The 21,800-nt window shown below is 33.0% G+C and carries 39 protein-coding genes and 1 rRNA gene; all 40 read left to right on the top strand.

Annotated elements, in window-relative coordinates; genetic code table 11:
* The first annotated feature begins 423 nt into the window (after positions 1 to 423).
* Positions 424 to 732, top strand: coding sequence for a 30S ribosomal protein S10 (gene rpsJ / locus I2A66_RS14615; RefSeq protein WP_122641132.1), 309 nt, complete (start codon positions 424 to 426; stop codon positions 730 to 732).
* 94 nt (positions 733 to 826) lie between these two features.
* Complete coding sequence (rplC, locus tag I2A66_RS14610) at positions 827 to 1,456, top strand: 50S ribosomal protein L3 (protein ID WP_122641133.1); 630 nt, start codon at positions 827 to 829, stop codon at positions 1,454 to 1,456.
* Between the two features lie 28 nt (positions 1,457 to 1,484).
* Positions 1,485 to 2,108, top strand: a complete 624-nt coding sequence (rplD, locus tag I2A66_RS14605; RefSeq protein ID WP_122641134.1) for a 50S ribosomal protein L4 — start codon at positions 1,485 to 1,487, stop codon at positions 2,106 to 2,108.
* A complete protein-coding gene (gene rplW / locus I2A66_RS14600; RefSeq protein ID WP_122641135.1) occupies positions 2,108 to 2,398 on the top strand; it encodes a 50S ribosomal protein L23 in 291 nt (96 codons plus the stop codon). The genes rplD and rplW overlap by 1 nt, the downstream gene beginning before the upstream one ends.
* Positions 2,399 to 2,428: 30 nt before the next feature.
* Positions 2,429 to 3,259 carry a 50S ribosomal protein L2 gene (rplB, locus tag I2A66_RS14595; RefSeq protein WP_122641136.1) on the top strand — a complete coding sequence of 277 codons (831 nt, stop codon included), beginning with the start codon at positions 2,429 to 2,431 and terminating at the stop codon, positions 3,257 to 3,259.
* A gap of 40 nt (positions 3,260 to 3,299) precedes the next feature.
* On the top strand, positions 3,300 to 3,581 hold the full coding sequence (gene rpsS / locus I2A66_RS14590; protein WP_122641137.1) for a 30S ribosomal protein S19: 282 nt from the start codon (positions 3,300 to 3,302) through the stop codon (positions 3,579 to 3,581).
* Between the two features lie 35 nt (positions 3,582 to 3,616).
* Positions 3,617 to 3,952, top strand: coding sequence for a 50S ribosomal protein L22 (gene rplV, locus I2A66_RS14585; protein ID WP_147516909.1), 336 nt, complete (start codon positions 3,617 to 3,619; stop codon positions 3,950 to 3,952).
* A 22-nt stretch (positions 3,953 to 3,974) separates the two neighbouring features.
* The gene (rpsC, locus tag I2A66_RS14580; protein WP_122641139.1) at positions 3,975 to 4,790 is read left to right on the top strand and encodes a 30S ribosomal protein S3; all 816 of its coding nucleotides are present in this window, start codon (positions 3,975 to 3,977) and stop codon (positions 4,788 to 4,790) included.
* Between the two features lie 33 nt (positions 4,791 to 4,823).
* Positions 4,824 to 5,255, top strand: coding sequence for a 50S ribosomal protein L16 (rplP, locus tag I2A66_RS14575; protein WP_122641140.1), 432 nt, complete (start codon positions 4,824 to 4,826; stop codon positions 5,253 to 5,255).
* A 1-nt stretch (position 5,256) separates the two neighbouring features.
* Positions 5,257 to 5,460, top strand: coding sequence for a 50S ribosomal protein L29 (rpmC, locus tag I2A66_RS14570; protein ID WP_122641141.1), 204 nt, complete (start codon positions 5,257 to 5,259; stop codon positions 5,458 to 5,460).
* Between the two features lie 21 nt (positions 5,461 to 5,481).
* Complete coding sequence (gene rpsQ, locus I2A66_RS14565; RefSeq protein ID WP_122641142.1) at positions 5,482 to 5,736, top strand: 30S ribosomal protein S17; 255 nt, start codon at positions 5,482 to 5,484, stop codon at positions 5,734 to 5,736.
* Positions 5,737 to 5,762: 26 nt separating this feature from the next.
* Positions 5,763 to 6,131, top strand: a complete 369-nt coding sequence (gene rplN / locus I2A66_RS14560) for a 50S ribosomal protein L14 (protein ID WP_122641143.1) — start codon at positions 5,763 to 5,765, stop codon at positions 6,129 to 6,131.
* 22 nt (positions 6,132 to 6,153) lie between these two features.
* Positions 6,154 to 6,459, top strand: a complete 306-nt coding sequence (rplX, locus tag I2A66_RS14555) for a 50S ribosomal protein L24 (RefSeq protein WP_122641167.1) — start codon at positions 6,154 to 6,156, stop codon at positions 6,457 to 6,459.
* Positions 6,460 to 6,484: 25 nt separating this feature from the next.
* Positions 6,485 to 7,027 (top strand): 50S ribosomal protein L5, encoded by a 543-nt coding sequence (rplE, locus tag I2A66_RS14550; protein WP_122641144.1) that lies wholly within the window; start codon positions 6,485 to 6,487, stop codon positions 7,025 to 7,027.
* 47 nt (positions 7,028 to 7,074) lie between these two features.
* Positions 7,075 to 7,260, top strand: a complete 186-nt coding sequence (locus tag I2A66_RS14545) for a type Z 30S ribosomal protein S14 (RefSeq protein ID WP_122641145.1) — start codon at positions 7,075 to 7,077, stop codon at positions 7,258 to 7,260.
* Between the two features lie 33 nt (positions 7,261 to 7,293).
* Positions 7,294 to 7,692, top strand: a complete 399-nt coding sequence (rpsH, locus tag I2A66_RS14540; RefSeq protein WP_122641146.1) for a 30S ribosomal protein S8 — start codon at positions 7,294 to 7,296, stop codon at positions 7,690 to 7,692.
* A gap of 30 nt (positions 7,693 to 7,722) precedes the next feature.
* Entirely contained in the window at positions 7,723 to 8,265 is a 543-nt protein-coding gene (gene rplF, locus I2A66_RS14535) for a 50S ribosomal protein L6 (RefSeq protein WP_122641147.1), read from the top strand.
* A gap of 34 nt (positions 8,266 to 8,299) precedes the next feature.
* Entirely contained in the window at positions 8,300 to 8,668 is a 369-nt protein-coding gene (gene rplR / locus I2A66_RS14530; RefSeq protein ID WP_122641148.1) for a 50S ribosomal protein L18, read from the top strand.
* A 29-nt stretch (positions 8,669 to 8,697) separates the two neighbouring features.
* The gene (gene rpsE / locus I2A66_RS14525) at positions 8,698 to 9,207 is read left to right on the top strand and encodes a 30S ribosomal protein S5 (protein ID WP_122641149.1); all 510 of its coding nucleotides are present in this window, start codon (positions 8,698 to 8,700) and stop codon (positions 9,205 to 9,207) included.
* Positions 9,208 to 9,221: 14 nt separating this feature from the next.
* Positions 9,222 to 9,407: a 50S ribosomal protein L30 gene (rpmD, locus tag I2A66_RS14520; protein ID WP_095406309.1), complete on the top strand. Its 186-nt coding sequence runs from the start codon at positions 9,222 to 9,224 to the stop codon at positions 9,405 to 9,407.
* Positions 9,408 to 9,439: 32 nt separating this feature from the next.
* A complete protein-coding gene (rplO, locus tag I2A66_RS14515; protein ID WP_122641150.1) occupies positions 9,440 to 9,883 on the top strand; it encodes a 50S ribosomal protein L15 in 444 nt (147 codons plus the stop codon).
* 45 nt (positions 9,884 to 9,928) lie between these two features.
* The gene (gene secY, locus I2A66_RS14510) at positions 9,929 to 11,197 is read left to right on the top strand and encodes a preprotein translocase subunit SecY (RefSeq protein WP_147516910.1); all 1,269 of its coding nucleotides are present in this window, start codon (positions 9,929 to 9,931) and stop codon (positions 11,195 to 11,197) included.
* Between the two features lie 12 nt (positions 11,198 to 11,209).
* The gene (locus tag I2A66_RS14505) at positions 11,210 to 11,860 is read left to right on the top strand and encodes an adenylate kinase (protein WP_122641152.1); all 651 of its coding nucleotides are present in this window, start codon (positions 11,210 to 11,212) and stop codon (positions 11,858 to 11,860) included.
* Positions 11,860 to 12,606, top strand: coding sequence for a type I methionyl aminopeptidase (gene map / locus I2A66_RS14500; RefSeq protein ID WP_122641153.1), 747 nt, complete (start codon positions 11,860 to 11,862; stop codon positions 12,604 to 12,606). The genes I2A66_RS14505 and map overlap by 1 nt, the downstream gene beginning before the upstream one ends.
* A 7-nt stretch (positions 12,607 to 12,613) precedes the next feature.
* Complete coding sequence (locus tag I2A66_RS14495; RefSeq protein WP_334298828.1) at positions 12,614 to 12,904, top strand: KOW domain-containing protein; 291 nt, start codon at positions 12,614 to 12,616, stop codon at positions 12,902 to 12,904.
* A gap of 23 nt (positions 12,905 to 12,927) precedes the next feature.
* The gene (gene infA / locus I2A66_RS14490) at positions 12,928 to 13,146 is read left to right on the top strand and encodes a translation initiation factor IF-1 (RefSeq protein ID WP_122641155.1); all 219 of its coding nucleotides are present in this window, start codon (positions 12,928 to 12,930) and stop codon (positions 13,144 to 13,146) included.
* Between the two features lie 35 nt (positions 13,147 to 13,181).
* The gene (gene rpmJ, locus I2A66_RS14485; protein ID WP_017753001.1) at positions 13,182 to 13,295 is read left to right on the top strand and encodes a 50S ribosomal protein L36; all 114 of its coding nucleotides are present in this window, start codon (positions 13,182 to 13,184) and stop codon (positions 13,293 to 13,295) included.
* A gap of 118 nt (positions 13,296 to 13,413) precedes the next feature.
* Entirely contained in the window at positions 13,414 to 13,785 is a 372-nt protein-coding gene (gene rpsM, locus I2A66_RS14480) for a 30S ribosomal protein S13 (RefSeq protein ID WP_122641156.1), read from the top strand.
* 25 nt (positions 13,786 to 13,810) lie between these two features.
* Positions 13,811 to 14,209 (top strand): 30S ribosomal protein S11, encoded by a 399-nt coding sequence (rpsK, locus tag I2A66_RS14475; protein ID WP_122641157.1) that lies wholly within the window; start codon positions 13,811 to 13,813, stop codon positions 14,207 to 14,209.
* 33 nt (positions 14,210 to 14,242) lie between these two features.
* Positions 14,243 to 14,869, top strand: a complete 627-nt coding sequence (rpsD, locus tag I2A66_RS14470; RefSeq protein WP_122641158.1) for a 30S ribosomal protein S4 — start codon at positions 14,243 to 14,245, stop codon at positions 14,867 to 14,869.
* A gap of 75 nt (positions 14,870 to 14,944) precedes the next feature.
* Positions 14,945 to 15,892 (top strand): DNA-directed RNA polymerase subunit alpha, encoded by a 948-nt coding sequence (locus tag I2A66_RS14465; RefSeq protein WP_122641159.1) that lies wholly within the window; start codon positions 14,945 to 14,947, stop codon positions 15,890 to 15,892.
* A 20-nt stretch (positions 15,893 to 15,912) separates the two neighbouring features.
* The gene (rplQ, locus tag I2A66_RS14460; RefSeq protein ID WP_018590396.1) at positions 15,913 to 16,254 is read left to right on the top strand and encodes a 50S ribosomal protein L17; all 342 of its coding nucleotides are present in this window, start codon (positions 15,913 to 15,915) and stop codon (positions 16,252 to 16,254) included.
* A 204-nt stretch (positions 16,255 to 16,458) separates the two neighbouring features.
* On the top strand, positions 16,459 to 17,292 hold the full coding sequence (locus tag I2A66_RS14455; protein WP_122641160.1) for an energy-coupling factor transporter ATPase: 834 nt from the start codon (positions 16,459 to 16,461) through the stop codon (positions 17,290 to 17,292).
* A complete protein-coding gene (locus I2A66_RS14450; RefSeq protein ID WP_195251909.1) occupies positions 17,280 to 18,146 on the top strand; it encodes an energy-coupling factor transporter ATPase in 867 nt (288 codons plus the stop codon). The genes I2A66_RS14455 and I2A66_RS14450 overlap by 13 nt, the downstream gene beginning before the upstream one ends.
* On the top strand, positions 18,140 to 18,940 hold the full coding sequence (locus I2A66_RS14445) for an energy-coupling factor transporter transmembrane component T family protein (protein ID WP_122641162.1): 801 nt from the start codon (positions 18,140 to 18,142) through the stop codon (positions 18,938 to 18,940). Before I2A66_RS14450 ends, I2A66_RS14445 begins: the two co-directional genes overlap by 7 nt.
* A gap of 11 nt (positions 18,941 to 18,951) precedes the next feature.
* A complete protein-coding gene (truA, locus tag I2A66_RS14440; RefSeq protein ID WP_147516913.1) occupies positions 18,952 to 19,683 on the top strand; it encodes a tRNA pseudouridine(38-40) synthase TruA in 732 nt (243 codons plus the stop codon).
* 117 nt (positions 19,684 to 19,800) lie between these two features.
* On the top strand, positions 19,801 to 20,232 hold the full coding sequence (rplM, locus tag I2A66_RS14435; RefSeq protein ID WP_122641164.1) for a 50S ribosomal protein L13: 432 nt from the start codon (positions 19,801 to 19,803) through the stop codon (positions 20,230 to 20,232).
* Between the two features lie 28 nt (positions 20,233 to 20,260).
* Positions 20,261 to 20,653 carry a 30S ribosomal protein S9 gene (gene rpsI / locus I2A66_RS14430; RefSeq protein WP_122641165.1) on the top strand — a complete coding sequence of 131 codons (393 nt, stop codon included), beginning with the start codon at positions 20,261 to 20,263 and terminating at the stop codon, positions 20,651 to 20,653.
* 75 nt (positions 20,654 to 20,728) lie between these two features.
* The gene (gene cwlD / locus I2A66_RS14425; RefSeq protein ID WP_147516914.1) at positions 20,729 to 21,454 is read left to right on the top strand and encodes an N-acetylmuramoyl-L-alanine amidase CwlD; all 726 of its coding nucleotides are present in this window, start codon (positions 20,729 to 20,731) and stop codon (positions 21,452 to 21,454) included.
* A gap of 271 nt (positions 21,455 to 21,725) precedes the next feature.
* A 16S ribosomal RNA gene (locus tag I2A66_RS14420) occupies positions 21,726 to 21,800 on the top strand; the annotation flags it as partial.

Here is a 21,800-nt window from a genome sequence, read left to right as displayed (position 1 = left end):
TTGTTGCTTCTATAATGGAATAATCTCTTATTAAAGAATTATTCATAGATTAAGAGGGGGGAAACCTCCTCTTTTTTGCTTATGAAATAAAAGGAAGTATATAGTATACATATTTTGTTGACAATATTACTTAAAAGATATATACTAAATAAGTGCTTTGTTAGAGAAAATAAATCGAGTTTGTAAAAAAATTTTATAAGATGAAATAATATTTGTAAAATGATAAAAAAAACTTGAAAAAATGTAAATAATAATATAAAATATAATAGTGTGCTTGAGAGATACGAAAAACTTACAAAGAATCTTGGTTGAAAATTAGTCGATATTAGTTTTTTAAAACGCAACACACCCGGAGGTGTGTATCGGTATAAACGAGTTTGAAACTTAAAGATTTAAAAAGTTCTATAAAAGGAGGGAAATAAAATGGCTAAAGAAAAGATAAGAATAAGATTAAAGTCATATGATCACAAATTATTAGATTTTTCAGCTGGAAAAATAGTAGAAACTGCTAAAAAAGCTGGATCACAAGTTTCAGGACCTGTGCCACTACCAACTGAAAAGCAAATAGTGACAATATTAAGAGCTGTGCATAAGTACAAAGACTCTAGAGAACAATTCGAAATAAGAACTCACAAGAGATTAATAGACATAGCTAACCCAACACCTAAAACAGTTGACTCTTTAATGAGATTAGATTTACCAGCTGGTGTTGATATAGAAATAAAATTATAAGAACAAACACCTAAGATACTTATCCTATAAGGTAACTATCTTAGAATGATTACCTTAGTTGGTAATCCGCTGTAAGATTATAGGAGGTGCTAATATGAAAGGAATATTAGGTAAAAAAATAGGTATGACTCAAATATTCACTGAAGTTGGTGCAGTAGTACCAGTAACAGTTGTTGAAGCAGGACCTGTTGTTGTAACTCAAATAAAAACTGTTGAAAAAGACGGATATAATGCAGTTCAAGTTGGTTTTGGAGATGTTAAAGAGAAATCTTTAAACAAACCTCAAAAAGGACATTTAGCTGCTGCTAATACTTTAAAGAAACATTTAAAAGAATTCAGAGTTGATTCTGTAGAAGGATATACTGTTGGACAAGAAATAAAAGCTGACTTATTCGCTGCAGGAGAAATGATAGATGTAACTGGAATATCTAAAGGTAAAGGATTCCAAGGTCCAATAAAGAGACATGGACAATCTAGAGGACCAGAATCTCACGGTTCTAGATACCACAGAAGACCAGGTTCAATGGGTGCTTGTTCATTCCCTGGTAGAGTATTCAAAAACAAAAAATTAGCTGGACACATGGGTAGCGTTAAAGTTACTGTTCAAAACTTAGAAGTAGTTAGAATAGATGCTGAAAAGAACCTTATATTAGTAAAAGGTGCTATACCAGGAGCTAAAGGTTCAGTAGTAACTATAAAAGAAGCAGTTAAAGCTTCTAAATAATAACTAACCTAAGAAAGGAGGAAGCATAATGCCAAAATTAAATGTATTAAATATTAATGGACAAAATGTTGGAGAAATAGAATTAGCTGATTCTATATTCAACGTAGAAGTTAATGAACACGTTTTATACGAAGTTGTTAAAAACCAATTAGCAAACAAGAGACAAGGTACTCAATCTGCTAAAACTAGAGCAGAAGTTAGAGGTGGCGGAAGAAAACCTTGGAAACAAAAAGGAACTGGTAGAGCTAGACAAGGTTCTATAAGAGCCGTACAATGGGTTGGTGGAGGAGTTGCTTTCGCACCAAAACCAAGAAACTACAGCTACACTTTACCAAGAAAAGTTAGAAGATTAGCTATGAAGAGTGCTTTAACTTCTAAAGTACAAAACAACGAAATAATAGTATTAGATTCTTTCAACATGGAAGCTCCTAAGACTAAAGAATTCGTTCAAATATTAAAAAATGTAAATGCTGCTAAGAAAGCTTTAGTAGTAACTGCTGAAAATAACACTAACGTTATAAAATCAGCTGCAAACGTAGAAGGTGTTGCAACTGCTACAGTTAACACTATAAACGTTTACGATATATTAAAATATGATTCATTCATAATAACAACAGACGCTGTTAAAAAAGTGGAGGAGGTGTACGCATAATGACTAATCCACATGATATAATAATAAAGCCAGTTGTAACTGAGCAAAGTATGGCTGACATGGTTGAGAAAAAATATACTTTTGTAGTAGCAAAGTCTGCTAACAAAACTGAAATAAAGAAAGCTGTAGAAAAAGTTTTCGGAGTTAACGTTGAAAAAGTAAACACAATGAACTACGATGGAAAAGTTAAAAGAATGGGTAGATCTGAAGGAAGAACTGCAAGCTTCAAAAAAGCAGTGGTTAAATTAGCTGCTGATAGCAAAGAAATAGAATTCTTCCAAGGTATGTAATACCCCTAATTAACAAAGGAGGGAAAACAGATGGCTATAAAAAAGTTTAAACCAACTTCTCCTGCCTTAAGACAAATGACAGTTTTAGTTTCTGATGAAATAACTTGCAACGAACCAGAAAAATCTCTTTTAGTTTCATTAAAGAAAAACTCTGGTAGAAATGCACACGGGAAAATAACTGTTCGTCACAGAGGTGGAGGAAACAGAAGAAAATATAGAATAATAGATTTCAAGAGAAATAAAGATGGTATACCTGCAAAGGTTGCTACAATAGAATATGATCCAAACAGAACTGCTAACATAGCTTTATTAAACTATGCAGATGGTGAAAAGAGATATATATTAGCTCCTGTAGGATTAAAAGTTGGAGATACTGTATTATCAGGACCAACTGCTGACATAAAACCAGGAAATGCTATGGCATTAAAAGATATGCCAGTTGGTACAGTTGTACACAACATAGAATTAAAGCCAGGAAAAGGAGCTCAGTTAGTTAGATCTGCTGGTGTTTCTGCTCAATTAATGGCTAAAGAAGGTAAATATGCTTTACTTAGATTACCATCAGGTGAAATGAGATATGTAAGCATAAACTGTAAAGCTACTATAGGACAAGTTGGTAATATAGAGCACGGTAACGTAGTTATCGGTAAAGCAGGTAGAAAAAGACATATGGGTATAAGACCTACTGTAAGAGGTTCTGTAATGAACCCTAATGACCATCCACACGGTGGTGGTGAAGGTAGATCTCCAATAGGTAGACCATCACCTGTTACTCCATGGGGTAAACCAGCTCTTGGATACAAAACTAGAAAGAAAAACAAAGCTTCTGATAAGTTAATAGTATCAAGAAGAACTAAATAATAAATTTTAATTTATTTGCCCGGGAAAGGAGGATATTAAAATGTCAAGATCAACTAAAAAAGGACCTTTTATACATGCTAGACTTTTAAAGAAAGTTGAAGCTATGAATGAAAGCGGAAACAGAGAAGTAATAAAGACTTGGTCAAGAAGTTCAACAATATTCCCTCAAATGGTAGAGCATACTATTGCTGTACATGACGGAAGAAGACATGTTCCTGTTTATATAACAGAAGATATGGTTGGACATAAATTAGGTGAATTCGTTTCTACAAGAACTTTCAAAGGACACAAAGACGACGAAAAATCTAACAAAAGAAAATAATTATATATTTTGACTAGGGAAGGAGGAAGAACACAATGGAAGCAAAAGCTACTGCAAAATTTGTACGTGTATCTCCAAGAAAAGCAGGTCAAGTATGTGACCTTGTAAGAGGAAAAAATGTTGATGAAGCATTAGCAATATTAAAGTATACTCCAAGAGGAGCGGCTTCAATAATAGCTAAGGTTGTTAAATCTGCTAAAGCTAACGCTGAAAATAATCACGAGATGGACGTTGAAAAATTATATATAGATTCAATAGTTGCTAACCAAGGACCTACAATAAAGAGATTTATGCCTAGAGCTATGGGTAGAGCTACTATGATAAGAAAAAGAACTTCTCACATAGAAGTTGTTGTTAAAGAAAAAAAATAATAAATAGATAGGAGGGAAAACAATGGGACAAAAGGTTAACCCACACGGACTGAGAGTCGGTGTTATAAAAGATTGGGATTCAAGATGGTTTACAACTGATAAAAAAGAGTTCGGAAACTTAATATTAGAAGACCACAATGTACGTAAATTCTTAAAGAATAAATTATACTCTGCTGGAGTTGCTAAGATAGAAATAGAAAGATCAGCAAACAAGTTAAAATTAGACTTACACGTTGCTAAGCCAGGTGTAGTTATAGGAAAAGCTGGTGCTGGTATAGAAGCTTTAAAAGCAGAATTAGAAAAAATGACAAAGAAAAATGTTATAGTTAATATCGTTGAAGTAAGAAGCATCGATAAAAACGCTCAATTAGTAGCTGAAAACATAGCATTAGCTATCGAAAGAAGGGTAGCTTTCAGAAGAGCTATGAAACAAGCTATACAAAGAGCTTTAAAATCAGGAGCTAAAGGTATAAAAGTTTCTGCATCTGGAAGATTAGGTGGAGCTGAAATGGCTAGAACTGAAGGATACAGCGAAGGAAATGTACCTTTACAAACATTAAGATCTGATATCGATTACGGATTTGCTGAAGCTGATACTACTTACGGAAAAATAGGTATCAAAGTTTGGGTATGCAACGGAGAAGTTTTACCAACTAAAAACGGAGTAAACCCAAGAGAAGAAAGAAGAAACGATAGAAGAAATAATAAGAGAAACGATAGAAGAAACGATAATAGAAGAAACAATTCTAGAGGAAACGACAGAGGAAACAACAGAGGACAAAGACCTCAAGGACAAAGACCTCAAAGACCTCAAAGAACTGAAAACAAAGAAAACTAAAATTAGTAAGGTTCAAGGAAGGAGGAAATTCTCATGTTAATGCCAAAGAGAGTAAAACGTCGTAGAGTTCACAGAGGAAGTATGGCTGGTAAAGCTCAAAAAGGTAACAAAGTTACTTATGGTGAATTCGGATTAATGGCTATGGAAGCTTCTTGGATAACTTCTAACCAAATAGAAGCTGCCAGAATCGCGATGACTAGATATATAAAAAGAGGCGGAAAGGTTTGGATAAAAATATTCCCTCATAAGCCTGTAACAAGAAAACCTGCTGAAACTCGTATGGGTGCTGGTAAAGGTTCACCAGAATACTGGGTAGCAGTAGTTAAGCCAGGTAGAGTAATGTTCGAATTAGCTGGTGTAGATGAAGCTAAAGCAAGAGAAGCTATGAGACTTGCAATGCACAAACTTCCTGTTAAATGTAAGTTTGTAAAGAAAGAAGATTTAGAAGTAAAGGGTGGTGAATAGGATGAAAGCTAAAGAATTAAGAGATTTAACAAGCGAAGAGCTAATGAATAAATTAAATGACTTCAAAAGTGAATTATTTAGCTTAAGATTCCAATTAGCTACTGGTCAATTAGAAAACACAGCAAGAATCAAGTTTGTGAAAAAGGATATAGCTAGAGTAAAAACTATCCTTGCTGAAAGAAAGTTAAACGAAACTAGAGCTTAATTGGAAAGGAGGCTTTTTAACATGGAAAGAGGAAGAAGAAAAGTAAGAGTAGGCCGTGTTGTAAGTGACAAAATGGACAAAACTATAGTAGTTGCTGTTGAAGATTTCGTACGTCATCCATTATATAATAAGCCAGTTAAGAGAACTAAGAAGTTCAAGGCTCATGATGAAAACAACGTATGCAGAATCGGAGATAGAGTTAAAATAATGGAAACTAGACCTTTATCTAAAGATAAGAGATTCAGACTAGTTGAAGTTGTTGAAAAAGTTAAGTAGTTTTTTGGAAAAGGAGGGATTACGATATGGTACAACAAGAGACACGTTTAAAAGTTGCGGATAACTCTGGTGCAAAAGAATTACTTTGTATTCGTGTACTAGGTGGAAGTAAAAGAAGATATGGTAATATAGGCGACGTAATAGTTGCTACTGTTAAAAGTGCAACACCAGGTGGAGTTGTAAAAAAAGGTAAAGTTGTTAAAGCTGTTATAGTAAGAAGTAAAAAAGGCATAAGACGTAATGACGGAAGTTATATAGCTTTCGACGAGAATGCTGCAGTTATAATCAAAGATGATAAGACTCCAGTAGGAACTCGTATATTCGGGCCTGTTGCTAGAGAGTTAAGAGATAATGATTTCATGAAGATAGTTTCTCTTGCTCCAGAAGTACTATAATAAGGAGGTGCAATAGGACATGATGCGTGTTAAAAAAGGCGACACTGTTGTAGTAATAGCAGGAAAAGATAAAGGTAAAAAAGGTACAGTTGTTAAGGTTATGCCAAAAGCTAATAGAGTATTAGTTGAAGGTGTTAACGTAATAACAAAACACCAAAAGCCAAGTGCTATGAATCCACAAGGTGGAATAATAAATAAAGAAGCCCCAATTCATATATCTAACGTTATGCCATTAGATCCTGAAACAGGAAAAGGGACAAGAGTTAGATTTGAAATTAAAGATGGGAAAAAAGTAAGAGTATCAGTAAAGAGCGGAAAAGAAATATAATATAGCTTGAAAGGAGGGACCTTAAATGGCTTCTAGATTACAAGAAAAATATATGAAAGAAGTTGCTCCTGCTTTAATGGAGAAATTTGGATACAAAAACGTTATGGAAATACCTAAGTTAGACAAAATAGTTATAAACATGGGTATAGGTGACGCTAGAGAAAATCCAAAAGGCTTAGAAAAAGCTGTTGAAGAAATGGAAATAATATCTGGTCAAAAGCCAGTTGTTACTAGAGCAAGAAAATCTGTTGCAAACTTCAAATTAAGAGAAGGTATGCCAATAGGTGCTAAAGTAACTTTAAGAGCAGACAAAATGTTCTACTTCATGGACAAATTAGTATCTGTATCTTTACCAAGAGTTAGAGACTTCAGAGGTGTTAATGCTAATGCATTCGATGGAAGAGGTAACTACGCTTTAGGTGTTAAAGAGCAATTAATATTCCCTGAAATAGAGTACGATAAAGTAGATAAAGTAAGAGGAATGGATATAATATTCGTTACAACTGCTAAAACAGACGAAGAAGCTCGTGAATTATTAAAATTATTAGGAATGCCGTTTTCTAAGTAAGCTTAGAAAATGTCATTTTCTAAGCGAAATCAAAGGAGGGAATTCCAGTGGCAAGAAAAGCAATGGTTGTTAAACAACAAAGAAAGCAAAAATACGCTACTAGAGAGTATACAAGATGTAGCATATGTGGAAGACCACATTCAGTATTAAGAAAATTCGGTATATGCCGTATATGCTTTAGAGAATTAGCTTATAAAGGTCAAATACCTGGTGTTAGAAAAGCAAGCTGGTAGAAACCAGTTAACAAATGGAAGGAGGGTTTCAATATGACAATGACAGATCCAATTGCAGATATGCTTACACGTATAAGAAACGCTAACGTTGTTAAGCATGAAACTGTTGACGTTCCTGCTTCTAATATGAAGAAAGAATTAGCTAGAATCTTATTAGAAGAAGGTTTCGTTAGAGGTTACGATGTTATAGAAGATGGAAAGCAAGGAATAATAAGAATACAATTAAAGTACGGACAATCAGGCGAAAGAGTTATATCAGGACTTAAGAGAATATCTAAGCCAGGTATGAGAGTTTACGCTGCTAACCATGAAATACCAAAGGTATTAAATGGATTAGGAATATCAGTTATATCTACTTCAAAAGGTATATTAACTGACAAGCAAGCAAGAAAAGAAAATGTTGGTGGAGAAGTAATCTGCTACGTTTGGTAATATAAACGAACAATGTAAGGAGGTGCGACTATGTCAAGAATAGGTGTTAAGCCAATAACTGTACCAGCTGGTGTTGAAGTAACTATAGCAGAAGGAAACTTAGTTACAGTTAAAGGACCTAAAGGAACTTTATCTAAGCAATTCGATGGTGCTATGATAATAAAGCAAGAAGAAAATACTATAACTGTTGAAAGACCTACTAACAACAAAAACCACAGATCATTACACGGGTTAACTAGAACGTTAATAGATAACATGGTAGTTGGTGTTACTAACGGATTCGAAAAGAAATTAGAATTAGTTGGGGTTGGATACAGAGCTCAAAAACAAGGAAAGAAATTAGTTATGAACTTAGGATTCTCTCATCCAGTAGAAATGGAAGATCCAGAAGGAATAACTGTTGAAGCTCCTAACCAAACTGAGTTAATAGTTAAAGGTATAGATAAGCAATTAGTAGGAAACTACGCTGCTAAGATAAGAGACTGGAGAAAGCCAGAGCCATACAAAGGTAAAGGTATAAGATACGCTGGTGAAGTTGTAAGACGTAAAGAAGGTAAAACTGGTAAAAAATAATACCAAACCTAAACGTTAAGAAAGGAGTGATCTCATGTTAAAGAAAGCTGATAAAAACGCAAAAAGACTTCAAAGACATAAGAGAGTTCGTAAGAAAATATCTGGAACTACTCAAAGACCAAGATTATGTGTATTTAGAAGTTCAAACAATATATATGCTCAAATAATAGATGACACAAACAGAGTAACTCTTGTTTCTGCATCTTCTTTAGAAGCAGAAGTTAAGGGTGCTGTAAGTCACACTGGAAATAAAGCTGCAGCTAAAATGGTTGGTCAAATGATCGCTAAGAAAGCAGTAGAAAAAGGTATCACTGAGGTTGTATTTGACAGAGGTGGATACTTATATCACGGAAGAATACAAGAGTTAGCTGAAGGTGCTAGAGAAGCTGGTCTTAAGTTCTAATTACATTAGAAATAAAGGAGGGAAAACACATGCTACGTCGTAAGCCGATAGATGCAAGACAACTTGATTTACAAGAAAGAGTTGTTGAAGTTAGACGTGTTACTAAAGTTGTTAAAGGTGGTAGAAACTTTAGATTCGCAGCTTTAGTTGTTGTAGGAGACGAAAACGGACACGTTGGTGTAGGTACTGGAAAAGCTATGGAAGTTCCAGATGCTATAAAAAAAGCAGTAGAAGATGCTAAGAAGAATCTTATAGAAGTACCAATGGTTGGTACAACTATTCCTCATCAAGTAAACGGACACTTTGGTGCTGGAAAAATATTAATAATGCCTGCTCAAGAAGGTACAGGAGTTATAGCTGGGGGACCTGCTAGAGCTGTACTTGAATTAGCTGGATTAAAAGACGTTAGAGCTAAATCTTTAGGATCTAACAACCCAAGAAATATGGTAAATGCTACAATAGAAGGACTTAACTCTCTTAAGACAGCTGAATCAATAGCTAAATTAAGAGGTAAAAAAGTTGAAGATCTTCTAGGGTAAGGAGGTAGTGTAAGATGGCTAAATTACAAATAAAGTTAGTTAGAAGTACAATAGGAACTACTCCTAACCAAAGAAAAAACGTAGAAGCGTTAGGATTAAGAAAAAGAGAACAAGTAGTTGTTAAAGAAGATAATGCCCAAACAAGAGGGATGATAAACAAAGTTAAGCATTTAGTTGAAGTAACTGAAATAGCTGAATAATTATTGACTAGAAATAAAAGGAGGTGCTAACTATGAAACTACATGAATTAAGACCTGCTGAAGGTGCAGTTCAATCTAAGAAAAGATTAGGTAGAGGTACTGCTACTGGACAAGGTAAGACTGCGGGACGTGGACAAAAAGGACAAAAGTCTCGTTCAGGTGGTGGAGTAAGAGTTGGATTCGAAGGTGGACAAATGCCACTTGCTAGAAGACTTCCTAAGAGAGGTTTCAAGAATCCATTCAGAAAAGAATACACTGAAGTTAATGTTGAGTTATTAAACAGATTTGAAAACGGAACAGAAATAACTGCTGAAGTTTTAAAATCTACTGGAGCTATAAGCAAAATAGCTAAAGATGGAATAAAAGTTTTAGGAAACGGAAACTTAGAAAAGGCTGTAACTGTTAAAGCTGCTAAGTTCACTGCTTCTGCTCAAGAAAAAATAGAAAAAGCTGGTGGGAAAGCAGAATTAGTTTAATCTAAAACTGCAAATTCTCAACCACTACAGGCGGGGTGAGTTAACGTGCTATCACAGTTAAAACAAGCTTGGAAAATTAAAGACGTAAGAAAAAAAATATTATACACTTTAATGATGATTGTTGTATTTAGGATAGGCGCAACGATACCTGTTCCTGGAGTGAACACAAGTATTATAAAGGAGATGGTAGGTAACAATAGCCTACTTTCCCTGTATAATATGTTCACAGGGGGTGCATTCAGTAACTTTACATTATTTGCATTGGGAATAGGACCATATATAACAGCATCTATTATCTTACAACTTTTAACTATTGGTTTTGAGAGCCTGGATGAACTCCAAAAATCAGGTGAAGAAGGTAAGAAAAAGATAAATAAGTATACTAAATACACAGCATTAGCACTAGCACTTGTACAAGCTATAGGTATTACACTTGGTGTAGTAAGAAGTGCCCTAAAAAATAATAATGTATTCTTTATATGTACAGTTATACTAACACTAGTAGCAGCGAGTATGTTATTAATGTGGATAGGTGATAAGATTACAGAAAAAGGTTTAGGTAATGGTAGTTCGGTAATAATATTTGTAGGTATTGTCTCTAGAGTACCGATTGATATTATGAATGCTATAAATATGGTGCAAAATGGAAAATTGGCTATATGGGCTGCAGCACTGTTAGTTGTAGTAATACTTCTTACAATAATGGCAGTTACATATATACAAGAAGCTACAAGAAAGATTCCAGTACAATACGCTAAAAGAGTTGTTGGAAGAAAAACGTATGGAGGACAAAGTTCTCATATACCAATGAAAGTTAACCAATCAGGAGTTATACCAGTAATTTTTGCTAGTTCACTTTTAGCTTTCCCTCAAACTATAGCAATGTTCATGGGATCAGATGCTCAAAACTTTGTTCAAACATACTTATCTCCTAATGGAGAAATAGGGTTTTGGATATATAGATCACTTGAAGTTCTATTAATAGTATTCTTTGCTTATTTCTATACAACTGTATCATTTAATACAGAAGATATAGCAAATAATATGAAAAATAATGGTGGATTTATACCAGGTATAAGACCAGGAAAGCCTACAATAGATTATTTAAACAGAATATTATCAAGATTAACTCTAGCAGGAGCTATATTCCTTGCTGTAATATCTTTAATACCTGCGTTCGTTACGCATTATATGAGTGTAAGTATGAACTTAGCAGGTACATCACTATTAATAGTAGTTGGTGTTGCATTAGAACTTAAGAGACAATTAGAATCAAACTTAGTTATGAGAAGCTATCAAGGTTTCTTAAAATAAGGAGATGATAATATGAGAATAATATTACTTGGACCTCCTGGTGCTGGTAAAGGTACTCAGGCGGCTGGTATAGTAGAAAAATATAACATACCTCATATATCAACAGGAGATATATTCAGAAAGAATATAAAAGAAGGTACTGATCTTGGAAAGAAAGCTAAAGAGTACATGGATCAAGGATTACTAGTTCCAGATGAGCTAACTGTAGGTCTTGTTACAGACAGAATAACTCAAGACGACTGTGAAAATGGATTCATGTTAGATGGATTCCCAAGAAATGTTTCTCAAGCTGAACAATTAGATGCGTTTTTAAAAGAAAATAATATAGCGCTTAGCAACGTTATAAACATAGAGGTTGATAAGAATATATTAGTTTCAAGAGCAGTTGGAAGAAGAATATGTAAATCTTGCGGTGCTACGTATCACGTTGAGTTTAATCCTCCTAAAAATGAAGGTGTATGTAATGTATGCCAAGGGGAGTTATACCAAAGAGCAGATGATAATGAAGAAACTGTATCAAAAAGAATACAAGTGTATCTAGATGAAACTAAGCCATTAGCTGATTATTATGCTAAAGAAGGTATATTATCAAACATAAATGGTCAACAATCTATAGATGAAGTATTTGCAGATATAGTTGCTGCTCTAGGAAGTGAAAAATAATGATTATTATTAAATCAAAAAAAGAAATAGAATTCATGAAAGAGGCCGGTAAAATAGTTGCTGAAACTCATGAGCTATTAAAGGAAGCTATTACTCCGGGAATATCTACTTTAGAGTTAGATAAAATAGCTGAAGAGAATATAAGAAAATATAATGCCAGCCCATCTTTTAAAGGCTATGGTGGTTTTCCTGCAAGTATATGCGCATCTATAAATAATCAAGTTGTGCATGGTATACCAGGTAAGCAGATAGTTAAAGAGGGTGACATTATTAGTATAGATATAGGAGCCTATTATAAAGGATATCATGCAGATGCTGCGAAAACTCATGGTGTAGGCATTATATCTGAAGAAAATAGGAAATTAATAGAAGTAACAAAAGAAAGCTTCTATGAAGGCATAAAATTTGCTAAACTAGGATATAGACTTTCGGATATCTCACACTCAATACAAGCACACGTAGAGAAACATGGTTTCTCAGTTGTTAGAGATCTGGTAGGTCATGGAGTCGGCACAGAACTTCATGAAGATCCTCAAGTTCCTAATTATGGTCCTCCTGGCAAGGGTCCAAGACTTAAAGAAGGAATGGTAATTGCAATAGAGCCTATGATTAATGCTGGTCATTATCATGTAAAAACTCTATCTGATGGATGGACAATCGTCACAATAGACGGTAAAAATTCTGCTCATTATGAGCATACGATAGCAATTACTGAAGATGAACCGCTTATATTAACTAAGCTTTAGTTTGAAGGTGATAAAAGTGCTATCATACAACAAAAGAGTAGGTCAAGTTGTTGAAGGTTTGTCGGGAAGAGAGAAGAATAAAATATTTTTCATCGTAAAGGTGATAGATAATAAATATGTTCTTATATCTGACGGCAATAAAAGAAAACTTGACAGACCTAAGCTAAAAAAAGTTAAGCACTTAAAGTTATATAATCTTTATAATAATAGAGTTGAAAAGAAAATAGCGTCTGAAGAAATAACAGATGCTTTTTTAAGAGCTGAACTTACTAAATCAAAAACAATACTTTTTGATTAGTTGAATGGAGGTCTGGTTATTTAATGGCCAAAAAAGATGTAATAGAATTAGAAGGTACAGTTATTGAAAACTTACCTAATGCTATGTTCAAAGTAAGATTAGAAAATGGACATGAAGTATTATGCCATTTATCTGGAAAGCTAAGAATGAACTTCATAAGAATTCTTGAAGGTGATAAGGTAAATGTTGAACTTTCTCCATATGACCTTACAAGAGGAAGAATCACTTGGCGTAAGAAGTAGGCTATCTTATTTAATAGTCTAAGGAGGGATTAATAATGAAAGTAAGACCATCAGTAAAACCAATGTGTGAAAAATGCAAGGTTATAAAAAGAAAAGGTAAAGTAATGGTTATCTGCGAAAATCCTAAGCACAAGCAAAAGCAAGGATAAGAAATTATTACTAGTAATTTGTTGATTTTTATAGTATAATAGTAAACTGTGATATCAACAAACAGAGCGCTTTGGCGTTAAAAAATGATTAAAAAACAATGTGTAGGAGGTGCGAACTATGGCAAGAATAGCTGGGGTAGATTTACCTAGAGAAAAAAGAGCAGAGATAGGCTTAACTTATATATATGGTATAGGAAAAGCTACTGCTAATGAAATATTAGCTAAAGCTGATATAAATCCTGACACTAGAATAAAGGATTTATCAGATGATCAAGTTAATGAATTAAGAAAAATAATAGACGCTGATTTCTTAGTTGAAGGTGACTTAAGAAGAGAAATCGCTTTAAACATAAAGAGATTAAGAGATATCAAATGTTACAGAGGTTTAAGACATGCTAAAGGTCTTCCACTAAGAGGACAAAGAACTAAGACTAATGCTAGAACTAGAAAAGGTCCTAGAAAAACTGTATCTCGTAAGAAGAAAAAATAATAATTAGATAGGAGGGAAATGAAAAATGGCTAAACCAAAAAAGAAAGCTACACGTGTTAGAAGAAGAGAGCGTAAAAACATAGAACGTGGACATGCTCATATACAATCTACTTTTAACAATACTATAATAACTTTAACTGATGTTCATGGAAATGCTATATCTTGGGCATCTTCAGGACAATTAGGATTCAAAGGATCAAGAAAATCTACTCCTTTCGCATCTCAAATGGCTGCAGAAACTGCTGCTAAAGCTGCAATGGAACACGGTTTAAAAACTGTTGAAGTATTCGTAAAAGGTCCTGGTTCAGGAAGAGAAGCTGCTATAAGAGCTTTACAAGCTACTGGACTAGAAGTAACTATGATAAAAGACGTTACTCCAATCCCACACAACGGATGTAGACCACCAAAAAGAAGAAGAGTGTAATTTTATACAGAATAAATTAGGAGGTGTAAAGATATGGCAAGATATACAGGTGCATCTTGTAGACAATGTCGTAGAGAAGGAATGAAATTATTCCTTAAAGGCGAAAGATGTCATACAGATAAGTGTGCTATAGAAAAAAGAAACTACGCTCCTGGTCAACATGGACAAGGAAGAAAGAAAGTTTCTAACTATGGTTTACAATTAAGAGAAAAACAAAAAGTTAAGAGAATATACGGAGTTTTAGAAACTCAATTCAGAAACTTATACGAACGTGCTGATAAAATGCCTGGTATAACAGGGGAAAACTTATTAAGTTTATTAGAAAGAAGATTAGACAACGTAGTTTACAGAATGGGATTAGCATCTTCTAGAAAAGAAGCTAGACAATTAGTAACTCACGGTCACTTCACTTTAAATGGAAACAAGGTAGATATACCTTCTATAACTGTTAAAGCTGATGATGTAATAGCAGTTAAAGAAAACTCTAAAACTTCTGCTAAGTTCAAAGCTTTAGTAGAAGCTAACGCATCAAAAGTAGCTCCTAAGTGGTTAGATGCAAACTTAGAAGGAATGACTGCTAAAGTTGTTGCTATGCCATCAAGAGAAGATATAGATCTTGAAATAGCTGAACACTTAATAGTAGAGCTTTACTCTAAGTAATAAGCAAGTTTTAAAATTAATTTTTAAAATTGTTTACCCTCAGTGGATTAATAAATTTGAAGGAGGGTTTTGTCCATGATAGAAATAGAAAAACCTAAAGTAGATATAATAGAACTTAGCGAAGACTATAGATATGGTAAATTCGTTATAGAGCCTCTAGAAAGAGGATATGGTATAACTATAGGAAATGCTTTAAGAAGAGTATTATTATCATCTTTACCAGGTGTTGCTGTAAATTCTATAAAAATAGATGGAGTTCTTCACGAATTCTCAACAATACCAGGTGTTAAGGAAGATGTTACAGAAATAATATTATCTCTTAAAGAGCTTTCAGCTACTATTGATGGAGAAGGAAGTAGAACTCTTAAAATAGAAGCACAAGGACCATGCTCTATCAAAGGATCAGATATAATATGTCCTCCTGATGTTGAAATATTAAGTAAAGACTTATTAATAGCTACGCTAGATGATAATGCTAAATTTAATATGGAAATATCTATAGATAAAGGTAGAGGATATGTTTCTGCTGAAGAAAATAAAACAGAGAATATGCCTATAGGTGTTTTACCTGTAGATTCAATATATACTCCTGTTGAAAAAGTGAGCTACCATGTAGAAAATACAAGAGTAGGTCAAAAAACAGATTATGATAAATTAGTACTTGAAGTTCAAACTAACGGTAGCATAAATCCTCAAGAAGGAATATCTTTAGCTGCTAAAGTACTAGTTGAACATTTAAATCTATTCATTGATTTAACAGAGCATGTAAGCAATGTTGAAATAATGGTAGAAAAAGAAGAAGATCAAAAAGAAAAAGTTCTTGAAATGACTATAGAAGAATTAGATTTATCAGTTAGATCTTATAACTGTTTAAAGAGAGCGGGAATAAATACAGTTGAAGAATTAGCTAATAAGTCTGAGGACGATATGATGAAGGTAAGAAACCTTGGTAAGAAGTCACTTGAGGAAGTTATCCAAAAATTAGAAGAACTTGGACTAGGTCTTAAACCAAGCGAAGAATAGTGAGCAAAGGAGGGATTGGCATGGCTAATTACCGTAAATTAGGACGTGTGACTTCACACAGAAACCTTATGTTAAGAAACTTAGTAACTGATTTACTAAGATGTGGTAGAATAGAAACTACAGTAACAAGAGCAAAAGAAACTCGTAGAATGGCTGAAAAGATGATAACTCTTGCTAAAAGAGGAGATCTTCACGCTAGAAGACAAGTTTTAGCTTACGTTATGGATGAAACTGTAGTTAACAACTTATTCACTGATATAGCTCCAAAGTATGCTGAGAGAAATGGTGGATACACTAGAATAATCAAAAAAGGACCAAGAAGAGGCGACGCTGCTGAAATGGCTTTTATAGAATTAGTATAGTATAAAAAAAGATTAAGCTTTTGCTTAATCTTTTTTTATACTTTTTTTAATATACATAAATATTTAAATTATAAGGATGTATATACAGATATTAAATGAATTTAATTTTGTATATATAAGAATTATCTTTTTTTTTATGGTTATGATATAATACTACTTAAATTGGTTTTTTATACAACTACTTAATGAAGAGGAGTAGATTAAATGAATAATATAGTAGAAGTAAACAATATTTCATTTGAATATATAGCAGAAGATGATAGATTTAAAGCGATAGATAATTTAAGTTTAGATATAAAAGAAGGTGAATTTTTAGTTGTTATAGGACATAATGGATCTGGAAAATCTACATTATCTAAAAATTTAAATGCTATTTTAATGCCTACTGAGGGAAGTATACTTATTGATGGTATGGATACTAGAGCAGAAGAAAATCTTTGGGATATAAGGCAAACTGCCGGGATGGTATTTCAAAATCCAGATAATCAAATAGTTGCAACAGTGGTAGAAGAAGACGTGGCTTTTGGTCCAGAAAACTTAGGAATAGAACCTAAAGAAATAAGAAAAAGAGTTGATGAATCTCTTAAAAGCGTAGGTATATATGAATTAAGAGATAGACAGCCACATTTATTATCAGGAGGTCAAAAACAAAGAGTTGCAATAGCTGGAATAATAGCTATGAAGCCTAAGTGTATAATTTTCGATGAAGCAACCGCTATGCTTGATCCTTCTGGTAGAAAAGAAGTTATGAATACGATAAAGAGATTAAATAAAGAAGAAAATATAAGTATTATACATATAACCCACTTTATGGAAGAGGCAGTTGATGCTGATAGAGTTATAGTTATGGAAAAAGGTAGAAAAGTTTTAGAAGGTACTCCTAGAGACGTTTTTTCAAAGGTGGATATGCTAAAATGTATAGGATTAGATGTACCTTATATGACAGAGTTATCTATGGAGTTAAGCAAAGAGGGACTTAATATAGACTCTGATATATTAACAGTGGATGAGATGGTGATGAAATTATGTCAATTGTAGTAAAAAATTTAACTTATGTATATAACGAGGATATGCCATTCGCAAGTAAAGCGTTAGATAATATTAGTTTTGAAATAGAAGATAAAGACTTTGTAGGGATTATAGGTCATACTGGTTCTGGTAAATCTACGTTAATACAACATTTAAATGGGATTTTAAAACCTTCCTATGGAGAAATATATATAAATGATTTTAATATAACTGATCCGGACTTAAATTTAACTGAAATTAGGAAAAGGGTAGGGGTAGTATTCCAATATCCGGAGTATCAACTTTTTGAAGAAACTGTTGAAAAAGATATAGCTTTTGGACCTTCTAATTTAGGTTTAGATAGCGAGGAAATAAATAATAGGGTAAAACTATCAATGCAATCTGTAGGGCTTAATTATGAAGAGTATAAAGATAAATCACCTTTTGAGTTATCAGGAGGGCAAAAGCGCAGAGTTGCAATAGCTGGAGTAATAGCTATGAATCCAGAAGTTTTAATCTTAGATGAACCTACAGCTGGTCTTGATCCCGGAGGAAGAGATGAAATTTTTGAACTTATCAGAACTCTTCATAAAGATCATAATATGACTATAATACTATCATCACATAGCATGGATGATATGGCTAAGTTAGCAAAAACTATAATAGTTATGAATGGTGGGGAAATAGAGTTTATGGGAACTCCGAGAGAAGTATTTAATTCCCATGCTAATAGATTAAAAGAGATAGGATTAGATATACCTCAAACTATAGAATTAGCTATTAAGCTTAGAGAAAAAGGATTTGATATACGTCAAGATATACTGACAATAGAAGAAGCTAAACAAGAAATATTGAGAGTTATGAGAGGACGAGGAAAATGTTAAAGGATATAACTATTGGTCAGCATTACCCTACACAGTCTCTTATACATAAATTAGATTCAAGAGTAAAGCTTGTAGGTACATTTATATTTATGCTATCACTATTTATAATTAATAAATTTTGGCCATACTTATTAGTAATAGCATCTTTATTAGCAATAATAAAGTTATCTAATATACCGTTTAAATATATATTAAGAGGATTAAAGCCCCTTAGATGGATTATATTATTTACATTAGTCATAAATATATTCTTCTTGCCAGGAGAACAAGTCATATGGTCATTTGGGTTTTTAAAGATAACTATGGAAGGTATAAGTCAAGCATTATTTATGGCTATAAGGCTTACACTGCTTGTATTAGGAACTTCTTTATTAACTCTAACAACATCCCCTATGGATCTCACAGACGGTATAGAGCGAATACTAAAACCATTTAATAAATTTGGATTGCCAGTACATGAATTAGCTATGATGATGACTATAGCACTTAGGTTTATTCCAACTCTATTAGATGAGACTGATAAGATAATGAAAGCTCAAATGTCTAGAGGTGCAGACTTTGAGAGCAATAATTTAATAGCAAGAGCTAAGAATCTAGTACCACTTTTAGTTCCTCTATTTGTTAGTGCATTTAGAAGAGCTGAAGAGTTAGGTACAGCTATGGAAGCTAGATGCTATAGAGGTGGATATAATAGAACTAAAATGAAAGTTACAATTCTTACAAAAGTAGATTATGTATCTTATGTATTACAGTTTATATATTTAGGGAGTATAATAGTTACTAGATTTATATAAAGAGGTAAAGTATGAGAAATTTAATGATAAAAATACAGTACAATGGAGCTAATTATTGTGGTTGGCAGAAACAACCAGATTCTTTAGGTATACAAGGAACTATAGAAAAAGCTATTTTTGATATAACTAAAGAAGAAGTAAAAATTACTGGCTCTGGGAGGACTGATGCAGGAGTTCATGCATTAGGTCAAGTGGCAAATTTTAAACTAAATTCTGACATACCATATAGTAAATTACCAAATGCACTTAATTCTAAGCTTCCTAAAGATATATCAATAATCGATTGTAAGGAAGTAGATGATCAATTTCATGCAAGGTATAATGCAAAAGGAAAAAGATATAGATATTTAATCTATAATAGTCCTTATAGAAATCCTATATATAAAGATACTTCTTATCATGTGAAATATGAGCTTGATTTTAATAAAATGTGTAAAGAAGCTAAATCATTAATAGGAACTCATGACTTTAAAGGATTTATGAGTTCTGGATCCTCAGTAATAGATACTGTTAGGACTATATATGATATAGAAATAACTAAGGACGAGGATATGATAACAATAGAAGTAGAGGGTAGTGGATTCTTATATAATATGGTAAGAATAATAGTAGGGACATTAGTGGATATTGGAAGAGGAAGGATAAAAGATAATATATCTGAAATAATTGACTCAAAGAGTAGATCTAAAACTGGACATACTGCACCAGCACATGGATTATTTCTTAAAAAAGTTGATTATTAGCTTGACACACAACTATGCATATATTAAAATTAGTAGGAGTGTGTTAATAAGTCCACTTGCCCCGGACTTGACATAAACGGTAAAATTTTAAAAGGAAAAAGTTAAGGAGGGACAACTATGAAAAGTTATATAGCTAAGCCAGCTGATGTACAAAGAAAATGGTACATCGTTGACGCTGAAGGAAAAACATTAGGTCGTTTAGCAACTGAAATAGCGACAGTATTAAGAGGAAAAAATAAGGTTACTTTCACACCACACGTTGACGGAGGAGACTTCGTTGTTGTTGTTAACGCTGAGAAAGTAGTTTTAACAGGAAAGAAATTAGAACAAAAAATGTACAGATACCACACTGGTTATGTAGGTGGTTTAAAAGAAATACCATACAAAGAAATGATGGAAAAGAAACCTGAAGAGGTTGTAGCTCACGCTGTAAGCGGAATGTTACCAAAGAACAAATTAAGAAGCAGAATGATGACTAGATTAAGAGTATTCGCAGGACCAAACCATGATCATGCAGCTCAAAATCCAGAAGTTTTAAACTTTAAATAATAATTAACGGGTGAAAGGAGGAGTTATCATGGCAAACGTTCAATACTACGGAACTGGAAGAAGAAAAAGCTCTGTTGCTAGAGTTAGATTAGTAGCAGGTGAAGGAAATATAATAGTAAATGGAAGAAATGTTGAAGAATACTTCAACTATGAAACATTAATAAGAGATGTTAAGCAACCATTAGTATTAACTAACAATGAAGCTAAATACGATGTAATAGTAAAAGTTGAAGGTGGAGGATTCACTGGACAAGCTGGTGCTATAAGACATGGTATATCTAGAGCTTTATTAAAAGCTGATGCTGAATTAAGACCTGCTTTAAAGAAAGAAGGATTCTTAACTAGAGATGCTAGAATGAAAGAAAGAAAGAAATATGGATTAAAGGCAGCAAGAAGAGCTCCACAATTCTCAAAGAGATAATTTTATTCATATACTTGTACAAAGACTTTGGAATATTCCAAAGTCTTTTTTAATATAAATGTACAGGGTGATATTGTGAAGAAATACATAAAATACATAGTTTTTGGGGTAGTAGCTTTAATACTGACAGTAGCATGTATACTTAAAATAAGGGATGTATCAGAGGAAACTATTAGTTATATGCCTATAACTAATAAAACAATCGTATTAGATGCAGGCCATGGTGGTATAGATCCAGGAGCATCTAGTAGTGATAAGAGTATTTTAGAAAAAGATATTAACTTAGCTATTACCCTTAAACTAAAGGAGCTTATAGAATCAAGTGGGGGGCTAGTTATACTTACTAGAAATGACGATAGTAGCTTGTATGAAGAAGACTCTAATAAAACTATAAGACAAAAATATAATGAGAATTTAAGAAATCGTAAGAAAATCGTAGATGAATCTGAAGCAGATATGTTTGTATCAATTCATTTGAATGCATTTCAAGAATCCAAATACTCAGGTGCTCAAACCTTTTACCCAAGTGGTAAAGAGGAAAGTAAGGGATTAGCTACATATATACAACAAGAGTTGAAAAGAGTAGTAGATAATAGTAATGATAGAGTAATTAAGCCTAGAGATAATATTTATTTATTGAAAGAAACCACTATGCCTTCAGTACTTATAGAATGTGGATTTTTATCTAATGAGAAGGAAGCTAAATTATTATCAGAAGATGAATATCAAGAAAGAATATCATGGGCTATATATGCAGGTATTCAGAAGTATTTTGGAGAATATGAGAATAAAAATGAATAATAAGGAAATAATAGCTTATATCAGAATTTATCCATTGATATAAGCTATTATTTTAATAAATTAAATATAATATAAAAAAATTTAAAAAAAGTATTGACGAAAAATAATATAGATGATATTATAAATGAGTGCTAAAGAACAGCATACAAACTTAAGAACTTTGAAAATTAAACAGTAGGTTAATTTATAAAATTTATTCTTATTTAAGAATTAAAACACAAACAACCAAGCCAGATATTCAGATAATGATTAGCTGAGCGATGGACAACTTTTATTTGAGAGTTTGATCCTGGCTCAGGATGAACGCTGGCGGCGTGCCTAACACATGCAAGTCGAGCGAACTTCT

This window comes from Romboutsia sp. 1001713B170207_170306_H8 (assembly GCF_015550495.1).
GTDB lineage: Bacteria > Bacillota > Clostridia > Peptostreptococcales > Peptostreptococcaceae > Romboutsia_E.
This window is presented reverse-complemented; position numbering and strand designations above follow the sequence as displayed.

Bases quoted from the DNA above. Each gene is read 5' to 3' on its own strand.
- rpsJ (WP_122641132.1), top strand. From the start codon at position 424: ATGGCTAAAGAAAAGATAAGAATAAGATTAAAGTCATATGATCACAAA.
- rplC (WP_122641133.1), top strand. From the start codon at position 827: ATGAAAGGAATATTAGGTAAAAAAATAGGTATGACTCAAATATTCACT.
- rplD (WP_122641134.1), top strand. From the start codon at position 1,485: ATGCCAAAATTAAATGTATTAAATATTAATGGACAAAATGTTGGAGAA.
- rplW (WP_122641135.1), top strand. From the start codon at position 2,108: ATGACTAATCCACATGATATAATAATAAAGCCAGTTGTAACTGAGCAA.
- rplB (WP_122641136.1), top strand. From the start codon at position 2,429: ATGGCTATAAAAAAGTTTAAACCAACTTCTCCTGCCTTAAGACAAATG.
- rpsS (WP_122641137.1), top strand. From the start codon at position 3,300: ATGTCAAGATCAACTAAAAAAGGACCTTTTATACATGCTAGACTTTTA.
- rplV (WP_147516909.1), top strand. From the start codon at position 3,617: ATGGAAGCAAAAGCTACTGCAAAATTTGTACGTGTATCTCCAAGAAAA.
- rpsC (WP_122641139.1), top strand. From the start codon at position 3,975: ATGGGACAAAAGGTTAACCCACACGGACTGAGAGTCGGTGTTATAAAA.
- rplP (WP_122641140.1), top strand. From the start codon at position 4,824: ATGTTAATGCCAAAGAGAGTAAAACGTCGTAGAGTTCACAGAGGAAGT.
- rpmC (WP_122641141.1), top strand. From the start codon at position 5,257: ATGAAAGCTAAAGAATTAAGAGATTTAACAAGCGAAGAGCTAATGAAT.
- rpsQ (WP_122641142.1), top strand. From the start codon at position 5,482: ATGGAAAGAGGAAGAAGAAAAGTAAGAGTAGGCCGTGTTGTAAGTGAC.
- rplN (WP_122641143.1), top strand. From the start codon at position 5,763: ATGGTACAACAAGAGACACGTTTAAAAGTTGCGGATAACTCTGGTGCA.
- rplX (WP_122641167.1), top strand. From the start codon at position 6,154: ATGCGTGTTAAAAAAGGCGACACTGTTGTAGTAATAGCAGGAAAAGAT.
- rplE (WP_122641144.1), top strand. From the start codon at position 6,485: ATGGCTTCTAGATTACAAGAAAAATATATGAAAGAAGTTGCTCCTGCT.
- rpsH (WP_122641146.1), top strand. From the start codon at position 7,294: ATGACAATGACAGATCCAATTGCAGATATGCTTACACGTATAAGAAAC.
- rplF (WP_122641147.1), top strand. From the start codon at position 7,723: ATGTCAAGAATAGGTGTTAAGCCAATAACTGTACCAGCTGGTGTTGAA.
- rplR (WP_122641148.1), top strand. From the start codon at position 8,300: ATGTTAAAGAAAGCTGATAAAAACGCAAAAAGACTTCAAAGACATAAG.
- rpsE (WP_122641149.1), top strand. From the start codon at position 8,698: ATGCTACGTCGTAAGCCGATAGATGCAAGACAACTTGATTTACAAGAA.
- rpmD (WP_095406309.1), top strand. From the start codon at position 9,222: ATGGCTAAATTACAAATAAAGTTAGTTAGAAGTACAATAGGAACTACT.
- rplO (WP_122641150.1), top strand. From the start codon at position 9,440: ATGAAACTACATGAATTAAGACCTGCTGAAGGTGCAGTTCAATCTAAG.
- I2A66_RS14505 (WP_122641152.1), top strand. From the start codon at position 11,210: ATGAGAATAATATTACTTGGACCTCCTGGTGCTGGTAAAGGTACTCAG.
- map (WP_122641153.1), top strand. From the start codon at position 11,860: ATGATTATTATTAAATCAAAAAAAGAAATAGAATTCATGAAAGAGGCC.
- infA (WP_122641155.1), top strand. From the start codon at position 12,928: ATGGCCAAAAAAGATGTAATAGAATTAGAAGGTACAGTTATTGAAAAC.
- rpmJ (WP_017753001.1), top strand. From the start codon at position 13,182: ATGAAAGTAAGACCATCAGTAAAACCAATGTGTGAAAAATGCAAGGTT.
- rpsM (WP_122641156.1), top strand. From the start codon at position 13,414: ATGGCAAGAATAGCTGGGGTAGATTTACCTAGAGAAAAAAGAGCAGAG.
- rpsK (WP_122641157.1), top strand. From the start codon at position 13,811: ATGGCTAAACCAAAAAAGAAAGCTACACGTGTTAGAAGAAGAGAGCGT.
- rpsD (WP_122641158.1), top strand. From the start codon at position 14,243: ATGGCAAGATATACAGGTGCATCTTGTAGACAATGTCGTAGAGAAGGA.
- I2A66_RS14465 (WP_122641159.1), top strand. From the start codon at position 14,945: ATGATAGAAATAGAAAAACCTAAAGTAGATATAATAGAACTTAGCGAA.
- rplQ (WP_018590396.1), top strand. From the start codon at position 15,913: ATGGCTAATTACCGTAAATTAGGACGTGTGACTTCACACAGAAACCTT.
- I2A66_RS14455 (WP_122641160.1), top strand. From the start codon at position 16,459: ATGAATAATATAGTAGAAGTAAACAATATTTCATTTGAATATATAGCA.
- I2A66_RS14450 (WP_195251909.1), top strand. From the start codon at position 17,280: ATGTCAATTGTAGTAAAAAATTTAACTTATGTATATAACGAGGATATG.
- I2A66_RS14445 (WP_122641162.1), top strand. From the start codon at position 18,140: ATGTTAAAGGATATAACTATTGGTCAGCATTACCCTACACAGTCTCTT.
- truA (WP_147516913.1), top strand. From the start codon at position 18,952: ATGAGAAATTTAATGATAAAAATACAGTACAATGGAGCTAATTATTGT.
- rplM (WP_122641164.1), top strand. From the start codon at position 19,801: ATGAAAAGTTATATAGCTAAGCCAGCTGATGTACAAAGAAAATGGTAC.
- rpsI (WP_122641165.1), top strand. From the start codon at position 20,261: ATGGCAAACGTTCAATACTACGGAACTGGAAGAAGAAAAAGCTCTGTT.